General features: G+C 73.2%; 17 protein-coding genes and 1 pseudogene. 15 read left to right on the forward strand and 3 right to left on the reverse strand.

Annotated features, from left to right (window positions below; genetic code table 11):
* Positions 1-42: 42 nt before the first annotated feature.
* The 8 genes from ACFPFQ_RS44495 (at position 43) to ACFPFQ_RS44530 (ending at position 8889) form a co-directional block, all read left to right on the forward strand.
* On the forward strand, positions 43-219 hold the full coding sequence (locus tag ACFPFQ_RS44495; protein ID WP_379629332.1) for a hypothetical protein: 177 nt from the start codon (positions 43-45) through the stop codon (positions 217-219).
* A gap of 39 nt (positions 220-258) precedes the next feature.
* Complete coding sequence (locus ACFPFQ_RS44500) at positions 259-765, forward strand: winged helix-turn-helix transcriptional regulator (protein WP_379629333.1); 507 nt, start codon at positions 259-261, stop codon at positions 763-765.
* 112 nt (positions 766-877) lie between these two features.
* Complete coding sequence (locus ACFPFQ_RS44505; protein ID WP_379629334.1) at positions 878-1387, forward strand: SRPBCC family protein; 510 nt, start codon at positions 878-880, stop codon at positions 1385-1387.
* Positions 1387-2427, forward strand: a complete 1041-nt coding sequence (locus ACFPFQ_RS44510; protein ID WP_379629335.1) for an LLM class flavin-dependent oxidoreductase — start codon at positions 1387-1389, stop codon at positions 2425-2427. Before ACFPFQ_RS44505 ends, ACFPFQ_RS44510 begins: the two co-directional genes overlap by 1 nt.
* Positions 2424-4766, forward strand: coding sequence for a molybdopterin-dependent oxidoreductase (locus ACFPFQ_RS44515; protein ID WP_379629336.1), 2343 nt, complete (start codon positions 2424-2426; stop codon positions 4764-4766). Before ACFPFQ_RS44510 ends, ACFPFQ_RS44515 begins: the two co-directional genes overlap by 4 nt.
* Positions 4767-5082: 316 nt before the next feature.
* Complete coding sequence (locus ACFPFQ_RS44520; RefSeq protein ID WP_379629337.1) at positions 5083-5856, forward strand: sulfite exporter TauE/SafE family protein; 774 nt, start codon at positions 5083-5085, stop codon at positions 5854-5856.
* Positions 5857-5883: 27 nt separating this feature from the next.
* Positions 5884-8100: a thiamine pyrophosphate-dependent enzyme gene (locus tag ACFPFQ_RS44525; protein ID WP_379629338.1), complete on the forward strand. Its 2217-nt coding sequence runs from the start codon at positions 5884-5886 to the stop codon at positions 8098-8100.
* An 81-nt stretch (positions 8101-8181) separates the two neighbouring features.
* A complete protein-coding gene (locus ACFPFQ_RS44530; protein WP_379629339.1) occupies positions 8182-8889 on the forward strand; it encodes a DUF2306 domain-containing protein in 708 nt (235 codons plus the stop codon).
* Between the two features lie 463 nt (positions 8890-9352).
* On the opposite strand, the pseudogene ACFPFQ_RS44535 reads toward ACFPFQ_RS44530, so the two are convergent.
* A pseudogene (locus ACFPFQ_RS44535) lies at positions 9353-9955 on the reverse strand (zinc-binding alcohol dehydrogenase family protein); the annotation flags it as partial.
* A 78-nt stretch (positions 9956-10033) separates the two neighbouring features.
* Between ACFPFQ_RS44535 and ACFPFQ_RS44540 the strand changes: the two are divergent.
* The 4 genes from ACFPFQ_RS44540 to ACFPFQ_RS44555 all read left to right on the forward strand — a co-directional run bounded on the left by ACFPFQ_RS44540 (position 10034) and on the right by ACFPFQ_RS44555 (position 12335).
* On the forward strand, positions 10034-10474 hold the full coding sequence (locus ACFPFQ_RS44540; protein ID WP_379629340.1) for a MarR family winged helix-turn-helix transcriptional regulator: 441 nt from the start codon (positions 10034-10036) through the stop codon (positions 10472-10474).
* A gap of 173 nt (positions 10475-10647) precedes the next feature.
* Positions 10648-11025, forward strand: coding sequence for a hypothetical protein (locus ACFPFQ_RS44545; protein WP_379629341.1), 378 nt, complete (start codon positions 10648-10650; stop codon positions 11023-11025).
* 78 nt (positions 11026-11103) lie between these two features.
* Positions 11104-11883, forward strand: a complete 780-nt coding sequence (locus ACFPFQ_RS44550) for an SDR family NAD(P)-dependent oxidoreductase (protein WP_379629342.1) — start codon at positions 11104-11106, stop codon at positions 11881-11883.
* Complete coding sequence (locus tag ACFPFQ_RS44555) at positions 11877-12335, forward strand: cupin domain-containing protein (RefSeq protein WP_379629343.1); 459 nt, start codon at positions 11877-11879, stop codon at positions 12333-12335. Before ACFPFQ_RS44550 ends, ACFPFQ_RS44555 begins: the two co-directional genes overlap by 7 nt.
* A 15-nt stretch (positions 12336-12350) precedes the next feature.
* On the opposite strand, the gene ACFPFQ_RS44560 is transcribed toward ACFPFQ_RS44555, so the two are convergent.
* Together ACFPFQ_RS44560 and ACFPFQ_RS44565 are read right to left on the reverse strand one after the other, a co-directional pair.
* Positions 12351-13124 carry a VOC family protein gene (locus tag ACFPFQ_RS44560; RefSeq protein WP_379629344.1) on the reverse strand — a complete coding sequence of 258 codons (774 nt, stop codon included), beginning with the start codon at positions 13122-13124 and terminating at the stop codon, positions 12351-12353.
* Between the two features lie 75 nt (positions 13125-13199).
* A complete protein-coding gene (locus ACFPFQ_RS44565; protein ID WP_379629345.1) occupies positions 13200-13616 on the reverse strand; it encodes a hypothetical protein in 417 nt (138 codons plus the stop codon).
* 128 nt (positions 13617-13744) lie between these two features.
* On the opposite strand from ACFPFQ_RS44565, the gene ACFPFQ_RS44570 reads away from it, so the two are divergent.
* The 3 genes from ACFPFQ_RS44570 (at position 13745) to ACFPFQ_RS44580 (ending at position 20238) form a co-directional block, all read left to right on the forward strand.
* Positions 13745-15535, forward strand: coding sequence for an ATP-binding protein (locus ACFPFQ_RS44570; protein ID WP_379629346.1), 1791 nt, complete (start codon positions 13745-13747; stop codon positions 15533-15535).
* A gap of 207 nt (positions 15536-15742) precedes the next feature.
* Positions 15743-16933, forward strand: a complete 1191-nt coding sequence (locus ACFPFQ_RS44575; RefSeq protein ID WP_379629347.1) for an exonuclease SbcCD subunit D — start codon at positions 15743-15745, stop codon at positions 16931-16933.
* The gene (locus ACFPFQ_RS44580; RefSeq protein WP_379629348.1) at positions 16930-20238 is read left to right on the forward strand and encodes an AAA family ATPase; all 3309 of its coding nucleotides are present in this window, start codon (positions 16930-16932) and stop codon (positions 20236-20238) included. The genes ACFPFQ_RS44575 and ACFPFQ_RS44580 overlap by 4 nt, the downstream gene beginning before the upstream one ends.
* Position 20239: the final 1 nt, after the last annotated feature.

Here is a 20239-nt window from a genome sequence, read left to right on the forward strand (position 1 = left end):
GTGAAGGGAGATCTTCATGCGGGGATCTGTGGGAGCCGAGGGGTGCGATTCCCCTCGGCTACCCGACTCACCACCCCGCACTTCAACGGCTATCCGGCCGTGCTCGTCCGCCTCGAACGCATCGGGGTCGCCGAGCTCGAAGAGGTGATCATCGACGCCTGGCTCGCGAAGGCGCCGAAGCGGCTCGCCGCCACCTATCTCGCAGAGTCAGGTCGCTGATCTGCTGGGTTGCACACCTGCACTCGGTATGATCGGGGCATGAAGCGCACTTCCTTCGCCAAGTGGCCGTGCTCGGTGGCCCGCACCATGGATCTGTTCGGCGACGCGTGGACGCCGCTGGTGCTGCGCGAGGCGTTCTACGGGCTGCGCCGGTTCGACGAGATCCAGGCCGGGTTGGGCATCGCGCGCAACACCCTCGCCGACCGGCTGCGCCTGCTCGTCGAGGAGGGTCTGCTGGAGAAGCAGCCCTACCAGTCCGAGCCGGTGCGCTACGACTACGTGCTCACCGACAAGGGCCGCGACTTCTTCGGGGTCATCGCCGCGATGATGGCGTGGGGTGACCGCTGGCTCGCCGACGAGGCCGGCGTGCCGATCGCCCTGCACCACGAGCGTTGCGGCCACGACACGCAGGCCGAGGTCGTGTGCGCGCACTGCCACGAGCCGTTGACGGCGAGCGACACCGCGATGCGGATGGGCCCGGGCTACCCGGAGCGGCTCGCGGCGCGCCCCGACGTGCAGGCCCGCTTCGCCGGGCGTTCCGCCTGAGGGCTGCTGGTCGCAGGCCCCGCGCTCGCCCGTTGCCGGAACTCCCGCCGCGGCTCGTCCGCTCCGGGGTGGTCCGTTGACAAGTCAGTCTTAATCCGCAACTCTGCAGGTTATGGAGTGGACTGGAGCGCGATACGCCGACAAGCCGACGGTAGGGGCGGAGACCTGGATCGAGGCGCCGCCCGAGCGTGTGTGGGCGCTGGTGGCCGACGTCGAGGCGATGCCGTCGATGAGCGACGAGCTGCAGTCGATCGAGTGGCAGGACGGCGCGACCGGTCCCGCCGTGGGCAACACGTTCATCGGCCGCAGCAGGCACGACGCCCTCGGCGAGTGGCAGAGCACCTCGTTCGTCGTCGAGTGCGAGGAGCCCCGCGTCTTCGGTTGGGCGGTCGCCGACCCCGAGGAGCCCTCGGCGCTGTGGCACTTCCGGCTCGAACCCCGGGACGGGGGCACGCAGCTGAGCCAGACGATGCAGATGGGCCCCGGACGCTCCGGGCTCAGCTTCGCCATCGACCGGATGCCCGACAAGGAACAGAAGATCGTCTTCGTGCGGCTGCGTGAATTCGAGAGCGCGATCATCGACACGCTCGCCCAGATCAAGAAGCGGATCGAGAGCTCCTGATGCGCACCGCCACCACCGTCGAGGCGTCGAGGAACTGGCGCGAGACGCTCGAGTTCGTGGTCGAGGCCGAGAAGCTCGGGCTCGACGTCTGCTGGGTCGCCGAGGCCTGGGGTTCGGACGCGCCGTCGGTGCTGGGCTTCCTCGCCGCGCGCACGGAGCGGCTGCTGCTCGGCTCCGGGATCATCCAGCTGGGCACGCGCACCCCCGTCGCGATCGCGCAGGCCGCGCTCACCCTCGCCGAGATCTCCGAGAACCGCTTCTTCCTCGGCCTCGGCGCGTCCGGGCCGCAGGTGATCGAGGGCCTGCACGGCGTGCCGTTCGCCCGCCCGCTGACGAGGATGCGCGAGACGGTGGAGATCGTCCGCAGCGCCATGGCGGGGGAGAAGGTGGCCCACGACGGCTCGGTCTTCACGATCCCGCTGCCCGGCGGGGAGGGCAGGCCGATGCGGCTGTCGTCCACACCCAACCCGGACATCCCGATCTACATGGCCACGATGTCGCCGAAGCTGCTGGAGCTGACGGGCGAGCTCGCCGACGGCTGGCTCGGCACGAGCTTCGTGCCGGAGGGGTCGGACGCCTACTTCACCCATCTCGACGCCGGGCTCGCGAAGGCCGGGCGGGAACGCAAGGACATCGACGTCTGCGAGGGCGCCGAGGTGGCGTTCGCCGCCGACGAGGACGAGCTGGCCACGATGGTCGGCGCCCGCAAGAAGGAGCTGGCGTTCAGCCTCGGCGGGATGGGCTCGGCCACCACCAACTTCTACAACAACGCCTACAGCCGCCAGGGCTGGGCCGACGTCGCCGAGCAGGTGCGGGAGCGTTGGCAAGGTGGCGACCGCGACGGCGCCGCCGGCCTCGTCACCGACGAGATGGTGCTGGCCACCACGCTCATCGGCACCGAGGACATGGTGCGCACCCGGCTGGGCGTCTGGCGCGACGCCGGCGTCGACACCGTCCGGCTCTACCCGGCGGGGGAGACGCTCGACGCGAAGCTGACCACCCTGGGCCGCGCGCTGGACCTGGTGAAGGAGGTCTCATGAGCGAGCCGACGTCGGAATGGCACAAGACCGCCTGCAGCCTCTGCTACCTCAACTGCGGGCTGGAGGTGCAGGTCGACGGCCGGGCGATCAGCCGGATCCGCGGCGACAAGGCGCACCCGCGCTCGGCGGGCTACCTGTGCCAGAAGGCGCAGCGCCTGACCTGGTACGGCAACCACGACGACCGGCTGACGTCCCCGCTGCGCCGCACGGCCGATGGTGACTACGAGGAGATCGACTGGGACACCGCGCTGCGCGAGATCGCCGCGAGGCTCGTCGCGGTCCGCGCCGAGGACGCCGCGCAGGGACGTCCCGGCTCGATGCTCTACGCGGGTGGCGGCGGGCAGGGCAACCACTCCGGGGGCGGTTACGGGAAGGCGCTGCTGACGTGGATGCGCTCCACGCGCTACGTCAACGCGCTCTCGCAGGAGAAGACCGGTGACTTCTGGGTCAACGGCGCCATGTTCGGCTCGCAGACCTGCCACACGGCCGAGGGCGTGGAGGAGTGCGACCTGCTCGTCGTGCTCGGCTGCAACCCGTGGCTCGCGCACGGCTTCTCCAACGCGCGCCACGCCCTGAACGAGATCAAGAACGATCCCGCGCGCCGGATGATCGTGATCGACCCGCGGCGCACCGAGACCGCCGAGATCGCGGAGCTGCACCTGCCGCTGCGTCCGGGCACCGACGCCTACCTGCTCGCCGCGATCCTCGCCATCATCGTCGAGCGCGGCGGGCAGGACACGGCCTTCCTCGCGGCGCGCACCGAGGGCCTCGACGAGGTCGTCACGGCGCTCGCGACGGTGCCCGTCGACGCGTGGATCGCGCACGCCGAGCTGCAGCGCGCCGACGTCGAGCAGGCCGTCGACATGATCCTCGCGGCCCGGGCGATGACGGTGCGCGTGGAGCTGGGCATCCAGCAGGGCCGCCACTCCACGCTCAACAGCTATCTCGAGAAGCTGCTCTACCTGCTCACCGGCAACTTCGGCCGCGAGGGCACGAACAACCTGCACTCCTGGCTCTTGCCGCTGTGGGGAAACTCCCGCGGTGAGCGCTCCGACGTCACGGGCTTCCCGTACATCGGTGGGCTGCTGCCGTCGAGCACGATGGCCGAGGAGGTCCTCACCGACCACCCGAACCGGGCGCGCGTGGTGTGGGTGGAGTCGGCGAACCCCGCCAACACCTACGCCAACTCCGCCGACGTCGAGCGGGCGCTGCGGGAGTGCGAGCTGTCCGTCGTCGTCGACGTGGCCTTCACCGAGACCGCGGCGCAGGCCGACTACGTGCTGCCGGCCGCGTCGCAGCACGAGAAGTGGGAGTTCACGCTCTTCGACTTCGAGTTCCCCACCAACTACTTCCAGATCCGCCGCCCGCTGTTCGAGCCGCTGCCCGGCACACTCGTCGAGGCGGAGATCTACGCCCGCCTGTTCGAGGAGCTCGGCGCGCTGCCCGACGAGGCGACGATCGCGGCGCTCGCCGAGGTCGCACGCACCGACCGGCCCAACCTGATGCGCGCGGCGATGCCGCTGCTGAAGGGGTCGCCGGAGCTCGCTCCGGTGCTGCTCTACCGGACGCTGGGCCCGACCCTGCCCGGCGGTGCGGCGTCGATGGCGCCGCTGTGGGCTGCGTGCCACCGGGCGGCGGCCACGATGGCGGTGCCGGTGCAGCGTGCGCTCGGCACCGACGCCGCGGGTGGGGCGCTGGGGGAGGTGCTGTTCGACCGGATCATCGCCAGCGATAGCGGCACCGCCTTCTCCACCCACACCTACGACGAGGTGTGGGACCTGGTGCGCCGCGACCGCGTGCAGCTGGCGGTCCCGGAGCTGCTCGCCTGGCTCGCCGCGCTCGACCCGGCCGCCGAACAGCCCGACCCGGACTACCCGTTCTCGCTGATCAACGGCCAGCGCCGCGCCCACAACGCCAACCAGATCCTGCGCCCGCCCGCCTGGCGGCGCACCGACCCGGAGGGTGCGCTGCGGGCCAGGGCCGCCGATCTGCTGGCGGTGGGCGTCGAGCCGGGAGACTGGACGGCCGTGATCACGACCGCCGGCCGGATCGTCGTGCGGGCCGAGGCCGACGAGAGCATGCGGCCGATGCAGGCGGCGCTGCCGCACGGGTTCGGCATGTCGGTGCCCGATGGGCGGGGCGGGCGCGTCACCAACGGGCCCCGGATCAACATGATCACCGATGCGACCGATCGTGACCCGATCGCCGGGACGCCGCACCACAAGGACATCCCGGTGCGGCTGGAACGGGCTACCGCCGGCGAGCGGGATGCGGCGGAGTCGGCCAGTGCGCGGGTGCGGGAGCTGGTGCTGACGGCGGTGGGTCCGGGGCGGCGCTGAGCTCTCTGGGCCGGTTGCCTGGTGTTGCAGGAAAGCCACTTTGCCGCAACGTGGTTGCGGGAAAGTGGCTTTCCTGCAATCCCCCCGGCCGCGACGCCCCGCCGGTCCGACCACGCTCACCATGCGGCCACGGCCCGCCTCCCACCGCGCCAACCCCGTGGCCTCCGCGCCGATGTCGCGACGTTGGCGCCGTGGCCATCTGGTTGGCGCCGTCACCCCGGCCTCCCCTGCGCCGACTCGGCGGTACAGGAGGGCCGTCGGGCAAGTGGTGGAACGCACACGCCCGCGAGGCCTCCGACGGGGGAGGGTGACAAGGGTGAATCCGCTCGAAGCCGTGCTGATCCTGCTCGCCGGTGCTGCCGCGGGCACGATCAACGCGGCGGTCGGCTCCGGCTCGCTGATCACGTTCCCCACGCTGCTCGCGTTCGGGTTCCCGCCGGTGCTGGCCAACGTGTCCAACAACATCGGGCTGGTCCCGGGCGGCATCGCCAGCGTCTGGGGCTACCGCCGCGAGCTCGCGGACCAGCGTCGCCGGTTGCTGATGCTCGGGTCGATGTCCGTGCTCGGCGGCATCGTCGGGGCGGTGCTGCTGCTGACGCTGCCGGCCTCGGCGTTCGCGGCCGTGGTGCCGGTGCTGATCGGCGTCGCGATCGTGCTGGTCGTCGTGCAGCCGTGGATCCAACGCTCACTCGCGCGTCGCCGCGAACGGCGCGGGCAGGCGGCCGCCGCCGATGTCGGGCCTGCGGCGATGACGGCCACCGCGCTCGTCGGCGTCTACGGCGGCTACTTCGGTGGCGCGCAGGGCATCATCCTCGTCGCGACGCTCGGCACGATGATGACCGAGTCGCTGCAGCGCCTCAACGCGCTCAAGAACGGCCTCGTGACGTCGGTCAACACCGTCGCCGCGGTCGCGTTCCTCGTGATCGCCCCGAGCCAGGTGGACTGGCGGATCGTGGCACTGATCGCCATCGGCTCCTCGGCAGGCGGGTTGCTCGGTGCCAGAATCGGGCGCCGGCTCCCGCAGCCGGTGCTGCGCGGGGTCATCGTCGTCGTGGGTCTGATCGCGATCGTCAACCTCGGTCGCAGCTGAGCCAGAGCAGTCGAAGGCAGGAGCCGCATGACCCGCCCGTCCGGTGCGACCGAGGACCAGATCGACACCGACTTCCGCGCCGGGGCGCGCGCGGCGACCCCGGTGGCGGCACCGCTCCCGGCCGGTCTCACCCCGGAGCGGGCGCTGGCGCTGTTCGACTCCCAGGTCGGCAGCAGGCACCTCGACCTGGAGGCGCGGCGGCTGCGCGCGCACGGCGCGGGCTTCTACACGATCGGCTCCTCCGGCCACGAGGGCAACGCGGCCGTGGCCGCCGCGCTGCGACCCACCGACCCGGCGCTGCTGCACTACCGTTCCGGCGCCTTCTACCTCGAGCGGGCGAGCCAGGTCCCCGGCATCGACGGGATCCGCGACGTCCTGCTCGGCCTCGTCGCGGCCGTCGAGGAGCCGATCTCCGGGGGCAGGCACAAGGTCTTCGGCCGCCATGAGCTCGCCGTCATCCCGCAGACCTCGACGATCGCGTCGCACCTGCCGCGCGCCGTCGGCGTCGCGTTCGCCACCGGCCGCGCCGCCAAGCTGGGCGTCGAGGGTGGGTGGCCCGCCGATGCGGTCACCGTCTGCAGCTTCGGTGACGCCTCGGCCAACCACTCCACCGCGGCGGGCGCGATCAACGCCGCCATCCAGGTCGGGTTCCGCGGGCTCCCGATGCCGCTGCTGCTCGTCTGCGAGGACAACGGCATCGGGATCAGCGTGCCGACGCCGCAGGGGTGGATCGCCCACGCCTACGGCAGCCGACCGGGGCTGGAGTACTTCCCCGCCGACGGTTGCGAGCTCGCCAGTGCCGTCGACGGGGCCCGGCGCGCGGCCGACTGGGTGCGCAAGCACCGCAGACCCGCGCTGCTGCATCTGCGCACCGTCCGGCTGATGGGCCACGCCGGCTCGGACGTCGAGGGCGCCTACCGGCGGCCGGAGGTGATCGCTGCCGAGCGGGACCGCGACCCGCTGCTGGGCACCGCGCGCCTGCTCATCGGCGCCGAGGTGCTGAGCCCCGATGAGGTGATCGCCCGCTACGACGGCGTCGGAGCGCGGGTGCGGTCGGTGGCCGCCGAGGTGGCACGACTGCCGAAGCTGGCCACCGCGGCCGCCGTGATGGCCCCGATCGGGCGCACGAGCCCGCAGGCGGTGGCCGCGCGCGCGGCCACCCCCGCAGACCCCGAGCGGCGCAGCGCCGTCCTCGGCGCGGCGAAGCCCGAGGACGGCCCGCCCCTGACGTTGGCACTGGCGATCAACCGCGCGCTGGCCGACGTGCTGGCCGGCCATCCGGGGGCGATGGTCTTCGGCGAGGACGTGGCCGCCAAGGGCGGGGTGTACGGCGTCACGCGCGGGCTCGCGAAGCAGGCCGGTCCGGCACGCGTGTTCGACACCCTGCTCGACGAGCAGACCGTGCTCGGGCTCGCGCTCGGGGCCGGTGTCTCGGGGCTGCTGCCGATCCCGGAGATCCAGTACCTCGCCTACCTGCACAATGCCGAGGACCAACTCCGCGGTGAGGCCGCGACCCTGCCGTTCTTCTCCGCGGGCCGCTACCGCAACCCGATGATCGTGCGGATCGCCGGCTACGCCTACCAGAAGGGCTTCGGCGGCCACTTCCACAACGACAACGCGATCGGCGTGCTGCGCGACATCCCGGGCCTCGTCATCGCTTCACCGGCCCGCCCGGACGACGCCGCCGCCATGATGCGCACCTGCGCCGCTGCCGCCGCCGTCGACGGCACCACGTCGGTGTACCTGGAGCCGATCGCGCTCTACCACACCCGAGACCTGCACGAGGACGGCGACGGTGGCTGGACGGCGCCCTATCCGGCCCCCGCCGAGTGGGCCGAGCACCACGTCCCGATCGGGCGCGCCCGCACCTACGGCGCCGGCACCGACCTCACGATCGTCACGTTCGCCAACGGGCTCCACATGAGCCTGCGGGTCGCCGCCCGGCTGGAGCGGGCCGGGATCAGCAGCCGCGTCGTCGATCTGCGGTGGCTCGCACCGCTCCCGGTCGCCGACGTGCTGCGCGAGGCCCGGGCCACCGGCCGGGTGCTCGTCGTCGACGAGACGCGCCGTACCGGCGGGGTGTCGGAGGGCGTGGTCACCGCGCTCGTGGACGGCGGGTTCGACGGCCGCATCGGGCGGGTCGCGAGCCAGGACAGCTTCATCCCGCTCGGTGACGCCGCCCTGCACGTGCTGATCTCCGAGGCCGACATCGAGAAGGCGGCCACGGCACTCGTCAGCGGGTGACCGGCTCCGTCGCGCGGGGGATCGGGCAGATCCCCCGTGACGGCGATGCCCCGCCGCCCGTCGCGTCGCAGCATTCCGGGCATGACCCTGACGCCTGCCCCACCGACCCCCGCCCCACCGACCCCTGCACCGGCACCGCGGCGCTCCGGGTCGCGGATCCTCGGACCATGGCTGGTGGTGCTGGGGCTGGTGTGCGCGGCGACCACGGTCTACCTGCTGAGCGGCTACGTGCCGCCCGATCCCGACCGCTCGCGCGTGCCGGTGACCGGCACCGCCCACTTCGCGCTCCTGCTGGTGCACATCGGCACGGGGTCGGTGGCGCTGCTGCTCGGCCCCCTGCAGTTCGTGCCGTGGCTGCGCCGCCGCCACCCGGCGGTGCACCGGCGGATCGGGCGCACCTACCTCGCCCTCGGCGTGGTGCCCTCGGCGATCGTGGGTGTGCCGGTGGCGTTGCTGTCCGCCTACGGGCCCGTCCCGCGGGCGGCGTTCGCGTTGCTGTCGCTGACGTGGCTGGTGACGGCGGTGGCCGGCTACCGCGCCGCCCGGCAGCGCCGGTTCGACGCGCACCGCGAATGGATGATCCGCAACGTCGTGCTGACGCTCTCGGCCGTCACCTTCCGCTCCTGGCTGGGCCTGCTGATCGTCACGACGCTGCCGCAGCTTCGCGATACGTATGACGGTGACTTCGAGACGCTGTTCCGCGACGTCTACGGGGCGGCGGCCTGGCTGTCGTGGGTGCCGAGCCTGCTGGTGGCGGAGTGCTTACTGCGGTGGCGTCCCCGGCCCTGATCCCGGCCCCTACTCGGCCTCGTCCGGATCGGCCTCGGTGGGCGGAAGCGGCGTGGTCGTCTCCGTGTCGGGATCCCCGTCCGGTTCTGGCCTGCTGTGTCGTCCCATGAGCATCAGCGTGCCCCACTGCGGCCCCAGGATCGGGTGGTTCGCCGCACCCCGACCGGGACGGGCTAGCCGCGGTTACACCCCGTAGCCGAGGACTGGCGCGGGCGCGTGACGGGGACAGGACCGGTCCGGTGATCGTGGATCCGGAGTTCCACCGGGCGCCGCAACGTCGACGAGGTACTCCCGCCGGTTCGGCAGGACGTCCGCCACTCGGACGTGCCTGCTGCGGAACGCTCGCGGAGCCGATCTCGATCCAGGTCAACGGCTTCCCGCGATGACTGCGGTCGGTGACGATCGCCGTCATCGCGGCGGCGGTGGCCGGTCCCCAGACGAAGTCGAGGACGACGTCGACGTCCCGGGCGGCGGCCCCGAGCCGTCGCGCGACGTCGGCGGGCTCTCCCGCGACCGACACCGTGACGTCGGCGCCGACCGCCGCCAGCGCGGCGAGCCGCTGCGCGTCGCGGCCGGCAGCGGTGACCTGCCCGGCGCCGAACAGCTTCGCGACCTGGACGGCGAGCCGTCCGGCGTTGCCGGTGGCACCCAGCACGAGCACGTGCTGACCGGGCCGGAAGTCGATGCGGCGGCGCAGGGCCACCCAGGACGACATCGCCGGATTCATCATGGCCGCGATGAGCACCGGATCGCTGTCCTCGGGCAGGACGATGCTGCGGCGCAGATCGATGATGGTCTGCTCGGCCATCGCCCCCATCGGCGTGTCGACGAGGACGAAGTAGCGCAGCAGCCCGTCGGCCGTGCGGCCGACGCCGTCGATGCCCGGGACCAACGGGAGCTCGTCAGTGCTCGTGTAGTGCGAGCCGTCGGCCTGCGACCGGACCCGCGGATGCAGGCCGGAGGCGATCACGTCGACGAGCGCCTCGTCGTCGCCGCTGCGCTGCGGAACGGGGAACTCGGCGTACCGCGGTGGGGCGTCGAACGCGGAGACGACTGCTGCATGCATGGGACCACTCTCTCAAGTTAGATGGTGATACAAACCAATTTAGTTGGTGATACCACCTTGTCAAGGTAGGGTTGCCAGGTGGCTGATGACACCGCACGTGTGGAGGGCCCGGACGCGGAACTGATGGACGGGCTCGTGCAGGCCGCGTTCGCCATCACGTCCGTCCTGAACCGGGTGGGCGCGCGGCACGAGCTTTCCCTCACGCAGTTGCGGGTACTGGGGATCCTGCGCGACCGCCGGTTGGGGGTGACCGAGCTGGCGCGCCACCTCGGTCTCGACAAGTCCACGATCAGCGGGCTGCTGGACCGGGCCGGGAAGCGGGGGCTGGTCGAGCGCGGCGCGGACCCCGGCGACGGCCGGGTGGTGCGGGTGACGCTGTCGGAGCAGGGGCATCACCTCGCTGAGTCGATCCGTGTCGAGGTCGCGGACCTGCTCGCCCCGTTCGTCGACAACCTCACCCGCTCCGAGCAGGGCCGGATGCGGGCGCTGCTGGCACGGATGGGTGCGGGCGTGCTGTAGGGCGGCCCTATCGCCGCCTGCAACCTCGTCCCCGGCGTTGACGACGATGCCGGGGACGGATAACGTCGTCTCTGCAAGAGTCAACGAACACGGGCCGGCCGGTGCGACGGCGCCGCCGCATGGTGGTAGTCATGTGATCCGCGCAGGAGGTCGGACCGGAGACGTTGGCACCCATGGCAGAGCACTACGTCGGCGTACTCGGCATCGCCGAAGCGATGGGCGTGACGCGGCATGCCGTGCACAAGTGGCGCTCCCGCTACCCGACGGGTTCGGCTCATCCGTTCCCCGAGCCCGATGTCGAGATCGACGGAACCCCGGGCTGGCGGGCCGAACGGCTGGAGGACATGGTGTCGTGGCGTGATGGCCTACCGGGCCGAGGCGCGGGTGGTGGCCGACCGACCGCCGCCCGGCAGGAGTACTTCCAGGCCGCGCTGGGGCGCGGACTCGACCGGGAGGAGGCGACGCGTGCTCTGGCCAACTTCGCCGCCGAGTTCCCCGAGATGACCGAGCCCGAACTTTGCGCGTGGATCATCGAGAAGTTCACGTTCTGACGAGCCGCAGCCGCCGAGCGCCCACCGGCTCATGATCCAACCGGAACCGGTGGGCGTTCGGCACGAGATACTGGCCCGGTGACGTCCGCACTGCCCGACCTGACCGGTTCCGTCGCACTCGTGACCGGCGCCGCGGGCGGTATCGGCGCCGGTGTCGCCGCGCGGTTCGCCGCGGCCGGCGCCGCCGTGGTGGTGGGCTACCGCACGGGTGCGGAGCGCGCCGCCGCCGCGGTCGACCGGATCGTCGCCGCGGGTGGTCGGGCCGTGTCCGCAGCGGCCGACGTCACGGACCCGGCCGCGTGCGCCGCGCTGATGGACGTGGCGCTGACCCGCTTCGGACGGCTCGACGCCGTGGTGGGCTGCGCAGGTGTGCAGCCGGTGGCGGCACTGACGGACATGGACGTGGCCGGCTGGCGCGCGGTGGTCGACGGCAACGCCACCGGCGCGTTCGCCACCGTGCAGGCGGCCGCTACCGTGCTGCGCGGCGACGGTGGGCACGCAGGCGGATCGATCACGCTCATCGCCTCGATCGAGGGTTCCCGGCCCGCGCGGGGCCACGCGCACTACGCGGCGGCCAAGGCTGCCGTGATCATGCTCGCCCGCAGCGCGGCTCTCGAGTACGGGCCGTTCGGGATCCGGGTCAACACCGTATCCCCGGGCCTCGTCGACCGGCCGGGGCTCGCCAGGGACTGGCCGGACGGCGTCGAGCGCTGGCAGCGGGCGGCGCCGCTGCGCCGCCTCGTCGAGCCGGGCGACGTGGGCGACGCCTGTGTCTTCCTCGCCTCACCGATGGCGCGCTGGATCACCGGCCACGACCTCGTCGTGGACGGTGGGATGGCGGCGGTGCCGTCGTGGTGAGCGACCGCGCGGCAGGCCTGCGGATCGCCGCGGAGCTCGGCCTCGTGCCACTGCCCGACGAGGGTGGGCTCTTCCGCCGAACGCACATCGACACGTTCTCCTCGGCGATCTACTACATGCTCCTGTCCCCGGACTTCTCCGCGCTGCACGCGCTGACCGGCGTCGAGACCTACCACTTCTACGCCGGCTCGCCGCTGCGGATGCTCCTGCTGCACGCCGACGGCACGGTCGAGCAGCCGGTGCTCGGGCCCGACGTCGCCGCGGGGCAGCGCCCGCAGGTGGTGGTGCCCGCCGGCACCTGGCAGGGCTCGGCGCCGACGGGTGCCTGGACCCTGGTGGGCACCACCATGGCGCCACCCTTCGACTGGCCGGGCTTCCGGCTCGGCGAGCGCGCGCCGCTGCAGCGCGACTACCCGGCGGCGCGCGACCGCATCGCTGCGCTCACCCGGTAGCCGGCACGGGTGCGCCTACCCCGCAGGCGGCGCCTGGTGGAGGGAGAACGTGGCGCCGAACGGATCGCTGACCACGGCCATCCGCCCGAACGGGGTGTCCTCGGCCGGCACCAGCAGCGTGCCGCCCGACGCCGTGAGCGTGGTGATGGCGGCGTCGACCTCGGCCACGGAGAAGTACGACAGCCAGTGCGAGGGCGCGTCCTGCGGCCCGCCCATCATGCCGCCCATGCCGCCGCGGGTCTCGCCGTCGACCGAGAAGACGGAGTAGTCGTCGGGGGCGCCGGGGATGGGATCGAACGTGTAGCCGAACACCGCCGAGTAGAAGGCCTTGCCCGCAACCGGATCGGTGAGCCGTGCATCGGTCCAGGTGACCGAGCCCGGCTCGTTGGCGATGCCGAAGCCGGTCATGCCGATGGCCTGCCAGATGCCGAAGACGCCACCGGTCGGATCGATCGCGATCGCCATCCGGCCGTTGCCCGGGATCTCCATCGGTTCGAACATCAGCGAGCCGCCGTGCTCGGTGATCAGCTTGGCGGTGGCGTCGGCGTCGGCGGTGGCCAGGTACACGGTCCAGTCGGACGGCTGCCCCTCCTGCTGGAGCGGCCCGATCGCCGCGGCGGCCTGCCCGTCGGTCTGGGCGATGCTGTAGTGCCCGAACTCCGCGCCGGAGTCGACGAACGTCCAGCCCACGACGGAGCTGTAGAACGCCTTCGCGGCATCGAGATCGGGGACGGCGAGATCGACCCAGCAGGGGGTGCCGGACGGCCACGGGTCGGAATGGGTGGACATGGTGTGCCTCCATCGGAGCGGGGCGCGAGCCTCCCACCGATCCCCGACAGAAGGCGTCCTCCGATCGAGGGTCGGTCAGATGCGCACGGCGGCGGGCCGGCGCGTGCTCGCCACGGCGCACAGCGTCCAGATGAGCGACGCGACGAAGCCCAGCACGGCCACCCCACCGATCCCGTTCATCACCTCGATGATCGGCCCGTCCACGTGCCCGCCGAACGGCAGGTAGGCGCCGGAGTCGTCGCCGAAGTCCGGCACGGTGGCTCCCGCGACGACGAGCAGCACGGCCGTCGCGACGAACGGCACCGCCACGGAGCGTTCCAGGGTTCCGCGACGCGCCGTGGCGAGCGCCGCGATCGTCGGCACCAGCACCAGTACCGGCCCGATCAGGCTGAAGACGAACAGGACCAGCCACCAGCCCGGCGCCGCCAGCCGCAGCGCGGCGAAGGCGACCACGGCGAGGATCTGCAGCGAGATGTTGGTCGACGTCGGCATGCGTCCATCCTGGGATGCCCTGGCCCGCCACGGATCGGGGGAACTACCGAACTCGCGGGGGTTGCGCGCCGGGTCCGTCGGCCCGGGCGGCTATCGTCGGGCCCTGCTGTGCCGCCCGAGGAGGACCCGTGACGCTGTCCACGCCGTCGACCCGACGGGGGGTCTCCGAGCCCGCAGGCGACACCGTCGGACTGGTCGCCGGCACCGAGGACTCCACGCCGCTGCTGTTCAACGTCGCGCTCGACCAGGCCGCCTACCTGCAGCTCGACGATGTCGTCGTCACCATGCGCGTGGTGCCCGGGGTCGGGCCGGTCATGTCCGCGGGCGTCGTCACGCAGGTCACCGCGCGCCACGAGGGCGCGTCGTTCGGGTCCGACGTCTTCCTGATCGCCGACGGCGTGCTGCCAGCGCAGGTGCAGGAGATCGCCGAGATCACCACCACGCGGGTCGAGCCGGAGTGCTACGTGCCGCCGCTGCCCGGGTCGGCGGTCCGCCGGGCCACGGGGGAGGAGCGGGCGCAGGCCCTCTACTTCGACCAGATGAAGCACAAGGTGCCCGTCGGGCTGGGCCGCGACGGCGAGCCGATCTACGTCAACCTCGAGTTCCTCGACGGCACGCGTGGCGGCCACGTCTCCATCAGCGGCATCTCCGGCGTCGCCACCAAGACCAGCTTCGCGCTGTTCCTGCTCTACTCGATCTTCCGCAGCGGGGTGCTGGGCAAGCGGTCGGTCAACGCGAAGGCGCTCGTGTTCTCCGTCAAGGGCGAGGACCTGCTGTTCCTCGACCACCGCAACGTCCGGCTCGATGATGATCTCCGCGCGGCGTACTCCAAGCTCGGGCTGCCCGCCGAACCGTTCGCCTCGGCCGGCTTCTTCGCCCCGCCCACCCCGGACGACCTCACCGGCCGCCCGCACGTCGCGGGCCGCACCAGCGGCGTCACGTCGTTCTGGTGGACGATCGCGGAGTTCTGCTCGGAGGAGCTGCTGCCCTACGTCTTCGCCGACGCCGAGGACGAGCGCAACCAGTACACGATGGTCATCCACCAGGTCGCCGCGCGGCTGCGGCGCGACGCCGTGCCGATCGGCGACGGCGCCGTCTCGGTCGAGGGTGTGCTGCTGCGCACCTACGACCAGCTGGTCGACTTCGTGTCCGACCGGCTCTCCGACGAGGACGCCCGCCGCGACTGGGCAGGCCCCGTCACCGGGATGGGCACCATCAACGCGTTCCTGCGGCGGCTGCGCAGCAGCCAGAAGGCGATGCGCTCGCTCATCCGCGGCGATCTCACCGACGCTCCCGGCCGCCGGGTCAGCACCGAGGGCCAGCAGCTCACCGTCGTCGACCTGCACAACCTGCCCGAGCGCGCCCAGCGGTTCGTCGTCGGCGTGGTGCTGGCAGCCGAGACGGCGCGCAAGGAGGCCGCGGGGCCCGGCGGGCTGCTGTTCACGATGATCGACGAGCTGAACAAGTACGCGCCGCGGGAGGGCTCCAGCCCGATCAAGGAGGTGCTGCTCGACATCGCCGAGCGCGGCCGCTCGCTGGGCATCATCCTGATCGGCGCGCAGCAGACGGCCAGCGAGGTGGAGCGGCGCATCGTCTCCAACTCCTCGATCAAGGTGGTCGGGCGGCTCGACCCGGCCGAGGCGGGGCGCCCCGAGTACGGCTTCCTGCCCGCCTCGCAGCGCCAGCGCGCCACGCTCGCGAAGCCGGGCACGATGTTCGTCGCGCAGCCGGAGATCCCGGTGCCGCTGGCCGTCGAGTTCCCGTTCCCGGCGTGGGCCACCCGGCTCTCGGAGTCGGCGGGTGGCCCCGCCACCAACGGAGCGGCGGCCAACGGCAATGGCAGCGGCACCGGGAGCGCCCCGCGCGACCCGTTCGCGAGGCTCCCCGCGATGCCACTGGACGACGACGCCCCCTTCTGAGCGTTCGCACACACCTCCGCGTGCTCGCACACACCGTGCACGGTGTGTGCGATGCACCGGAGGTGTGTGCGGGTCAGGCCACGATGCGTCCACCCGCCACGTGCACGCGGCGGCCCGCCCGGTGCATCCGCTTAACGACGGCGGGGCGGCTCGACGACGGCGAGGCGGCGCGGGACTGTCGGACCCGGCGAATACGATGACGGCCTGATGCGCCTGCTGCACACATCCGACTGGCATGTCGGCAAGACACTCAAGGGCCACAGCCGGCTCGAGGAACAGGAGCTCGTGCTCCGCGAGATCGTCGGGATCGCGCGTGAGCAGGAGGTCGACGCGGTCCTCATCGCGGGCGATCTCTACGACACCGCCGCGCCGTCCGCGCAGGCCCAGCAGCTGGTGGTCCGCACGCTGATGGGGCTGGCCGGCACCGGGGCCGAGGTCATCGCGATCGCGGGCAACCACGACCACGCGCCCACCATCGACGCCTACCGCCCGCTCGCCGGCGCGGCCGGCATCACGCTCGTCGGGTCGGTGCGCACCGCCGATCGGGGCGGCGTGGTGGAGTTCCGCGCGCGGTCCACCGGCGAGCTCGCCACCGTCGCGGTGCTGCCGTTCCTGTCACAGCGCTACGCCGTGCGCGCGGCCGAGCTCGTGGCGCAGACGCCCATCGAGAACACGCTGGCCTACGACCAGCAGCTGCGCGACATCCTCGCCTCGCTCACCACCGGCTTCCGCGACGACGCTGTCAACCTCGTGATGGCCCACCTCACGGTGCTCAACGGCAAGATGGGCGGCGGTGAGCGCACCGCGCAGTCGATCTTCGAGTACGCCGTGCCGGCATCGATCTTCCCGGTCGACACGCACTACGTGGCGCTCGGTCACCTGCACCGCCGCCAGCGCATGGACGCAGCGTGTCCGGTGCACTACTGCGGAGCGCCGATGGCCATCGACTTCGGCGAGCAGGACAACACCTCCGTCGTCTGCCTCGTCGAGGCCGCGCCGGGCACGCCGGTACGGGTCACCGACATCCCGATCCAGGCCGGCCGCAGGCTGCGCACGCTCAAGGGCACCGTGGCGGAACTGTCGGGGCTCGCTGGCAGTGTCGGTGACGACTACTTGCGCGTGTGGGTCCGCGAACCCGCCCGCGCCGGACTGCGGGAGGAGGTCACGGCGCTCATGCCCAACGCGCTGGAGGTGCGGATCGATCCGGAGTTCGCCGCGCCGGTACAGGCGTCGCGGCCCGCGAGCGACGGCGGCGTCGAGCGCAGCCCGGCCGAGCTGTTCAGCGAGTACCTCGGCACCAGGTCGGTGGCCGATCCGCGCGTCGAGGAGCTGTTCCGCACGCTGCACGACCGGGTCACCGACAACAGGAGCGCCGACAACAGGAGCACCGGGTCATGAAGCCGGTCCGCCTGGAGATGGCCGGGTTCGCGTCCTTCCGCGAGGCCACGGTCGTCGACTTCGAGGGTGCGGAGTACTTCGCGCTGGTCGGGCCCACGGGTGCCGGCAAGTCCACCATCATCGACGCGCTCACGTTCGCGCTCTACGGCTCGGTTCCGCGCTGGGACGACCGGCGCGCCGTCGCGCTGGCGCTGGCCCCCACGGTCAACCGCGGCACCGTGCGGCTCGTGTTCGACGTCGGCGGCGCCCGCTACGTCGCGGCGCGCGAGATCCGGCGCGCGGCCAGTGGCAGTGTGGCGGTGCGCACGGCCCGGCTGGAACGGCTGCGCGATCCGCGCGGGCTGGGCACCGGTGAGGAGGAGACCGAGCCGCTGGCCGACGGCGCCGGGCCCGTCACCAAGGCCGTCGAGGAGCTGCTCGGGCTGCCGTTCGGGGATTTCTGCACCTGCGTGGTGCTGCCGCAGGGCGATTTCGCCGAGTTCCTGCACACCGAGCCGCGCAAGCGCCAGGAGAAGCTGGTGCGCATCCTCGGGCTGGGCGTCTACGACGTCATCGCGCGCGAGGCCAACAGCGAGGCCGCCGCCCAGCGCCAGCGTGCCGAGATCCTCGGCGAGCAGCTCGGTGGCTACGCCGACGCCACCGCCGAGGCCGAGCAGGCCGCCACGGCCCGGGTCGAGGAGCTCGGTGAGCTGGCGGAGCGCGTCGATGCCGCCGTGCCGGAGCTCGGTGCAGCCGCCGCAACCCTGCAGACAGCACAGGGCGAGGTCACCCGAATCGAGGCCGAACGGGTGCGGCTCACGGCGCTGACCGTGCCGTCCGGGCTCGTCGAGCTCAGCGCCCGCCACAGCGCAGCGGGCTCGGTGGAGTCCGCCGCCGCAGCCCGCGCCGCCGCGGGCGAGGCAGCAGATACCGCCGCCCGCGAGGCGCTGGCCGCCGCACCCGCCCGGGCGCCGCTGGAGCAGGTCCGCCGCGATCACGCCGAGCTCGCCGGCTGCGTGGCCGAGCTGCCCGGAGCCCGCGAACGCCAGGAGAAGGCGCTCGCCGCGTACGACGACGCCACCCGCGACGCCGCCGATGCCCGGGTCGCGCTCGATGCCGCCCGCGTCGAGCGCGATGCCGCGGCGGCCGCGCTCGCCACCGCCACCGAGCGGGGCCGCAGCCTCGTCGCCGAGCGCGACGGCCTGCGCTCCCTCACCATCCCGGCCGGGCTCGACGCGCTCGACCGCCGCCGCGCCGACACCGCGGCCGCGTCGGAGGCCACCGGTGCCGCGCTCGCCGACGCGGAGTACGCGGAGACCCGCGCCCGCTCGGCACTGGCGGCCGCCCCGCAACGCGGCCCGCTGGAGCAGGCCCGCCGCGAGCACCAGGAGCTGGCGGCAGCCCGTGCCGAGGCCGGGTCGGCCGCCGAGCGACTCACCGCCGCCCGTGCGCGGGCCGCCACCGCGTCCCAGCAGCTCGACGAGGCCCGCCGCCACCTCGAGCACGCCCGCAAGCTGCGGGCCGAGGGTGCCGCCACCGATCTCGCCGCCGCGCTGCGCCCGCAGCTCGCGGTGGGGCACGACTGCCCGGTGTGCGCCCGGTCGGTCACCACGTTGCCGCCGCCGCTGCCCGCCACCGATCTGGACGCCGCCGAGCGTGCGGTGTCTGCGGCGGAGCAGGCCTTCGACGCGGCCGGTCGCGACGATGCGTCCGCGGCCGCCGCGGTCACCGGCGCGGCCGCCGACGCCGAGCGGGCCACCACCGCAGTCACCCGGCTGGAGAGCGCGCTGGCCGCATTCCCCGATCCGGCGGCCGTCGCCTCCGCGCTGGCCGAGGTCGAGGAGCTCACGGCCGTCGCGGTGCAGTCCGATGCCGCCGTCCGCGCGGCCCGCAGCGCGCGGGAGGCGGCGCAGGCCGCCGCCGAGTCGGTCCGCGTCGAGGTCACCGCGGCCACCGCGGCGCTGCGCACGGCCCGCGATCCGCTCGTGCCCTTCGGCGCCCCCGCCCATGACGACGACGATGTCCTCGCCGGCTGGGCCGCGCTCGTCAGCTGGGCGCGCACGGAGGCCGGGGTCCGCGATCGCACCATCGCCGAGGCCCGCACCGCGGCCACCGCGCTGCAGCGCGAACGCGACACCGCCGAGCAGGCCCTGCAGGCCGCCGACCGCGGCGCCCAGGAGCGTCGCCAGCACCAGGCCGCCGCCGCGCGCGCCGAGCTGGAGGCCCGTGGCGCGGCCGACGCGCTCGAGCGGCGCGCCGCGCAGCTGCGCGCCACGCTCGCCACCGCGCCGTCCGACGCCGAGGCGGCCGCCGAACTGGAGCGCCGCACCGCGCTGGAGGAAGCGGCCCGCGCCGCCGACACCGAGATGCGCGCCGCTCGCGCCGCCCAGCGCGCCGCGGAGCAGGCCGCCGCCGAGATCGACCGCGAGGTCGCCGCCGCCTGGAACGCGCTGCGCGCCGCCCGCGATCCGCTCGTCCCGCTGGGGGCGCCCGCGGCCACCGGCGACGGGGATCTCGCCGGCGCCTGGGCGCAGCTCTCTGGTTGGGCGGCCGCCGAGGCCGCCGACCGGGCCGGGCTGATCACCGCGGCGCAGAGCGCCGTCGCCACGGCTGCCGCCACCCGCGATGCGCTCGACGAGCGGCTGGCCACCGATCTGGCCGCCCACGACGTCACGGCGCGCAGCCCCCTCGCCGCCACCGCGATCGCCGCCGTCGCCGCGGTGCTGGAGCGTGCCCGCGGGGCTCGGGAGCGCATCGCCGAGCGCCGCGCCGCCGTCGCGAGCATCACCGCCGATCGCGACGAGGCCGAGTCCGCGCAGCAGGTGGCCAAGATGCTGGGCAACCTGCTGCGTTCCGACGGCTTCCCGCGCTGGCTGGTGGCCTCGGCGCTCGACGCGCTGGTGGCCGACGCGTCCACGAGCCTCGCGGAGCTCTCGGGCGGGCAGTTCGAGCTCACCCACGCCGGCGGCGAGTTCCTGATCATCGACCACACCGACGCCGACACCCGGCGCCCGGTCAAGACGCTGTCGGGCGGCGAGACGTTCCAGGCCAGCCTCGCGCTCGCGCTGGCGCTCTCGGCCCAGATGTCCGGGCTCGCCGCGCGCGGGGCCGCCCGCCTGGAGTCGATCTTCCTCGACGAGGGGTTCGGCACGCTGGACGAGGCCAACCTCGAGGTCGTCGCCAGCACGCTGGAGAACCTCGCCGCGCGTGGCGACCGGATGGTCGGGGTCGTCACGCACGTGCCGGCACTGGCCGAGCGGGTGCCGGTGCGGTTCGTCGTCAGTCGCGATCAGCGCACGTCGTCGGTGGTGCGGGAGAACGTGTGAG

Source organism: Pseudonocardia sp. GCM10023141, from assembly GCF_042653605.1.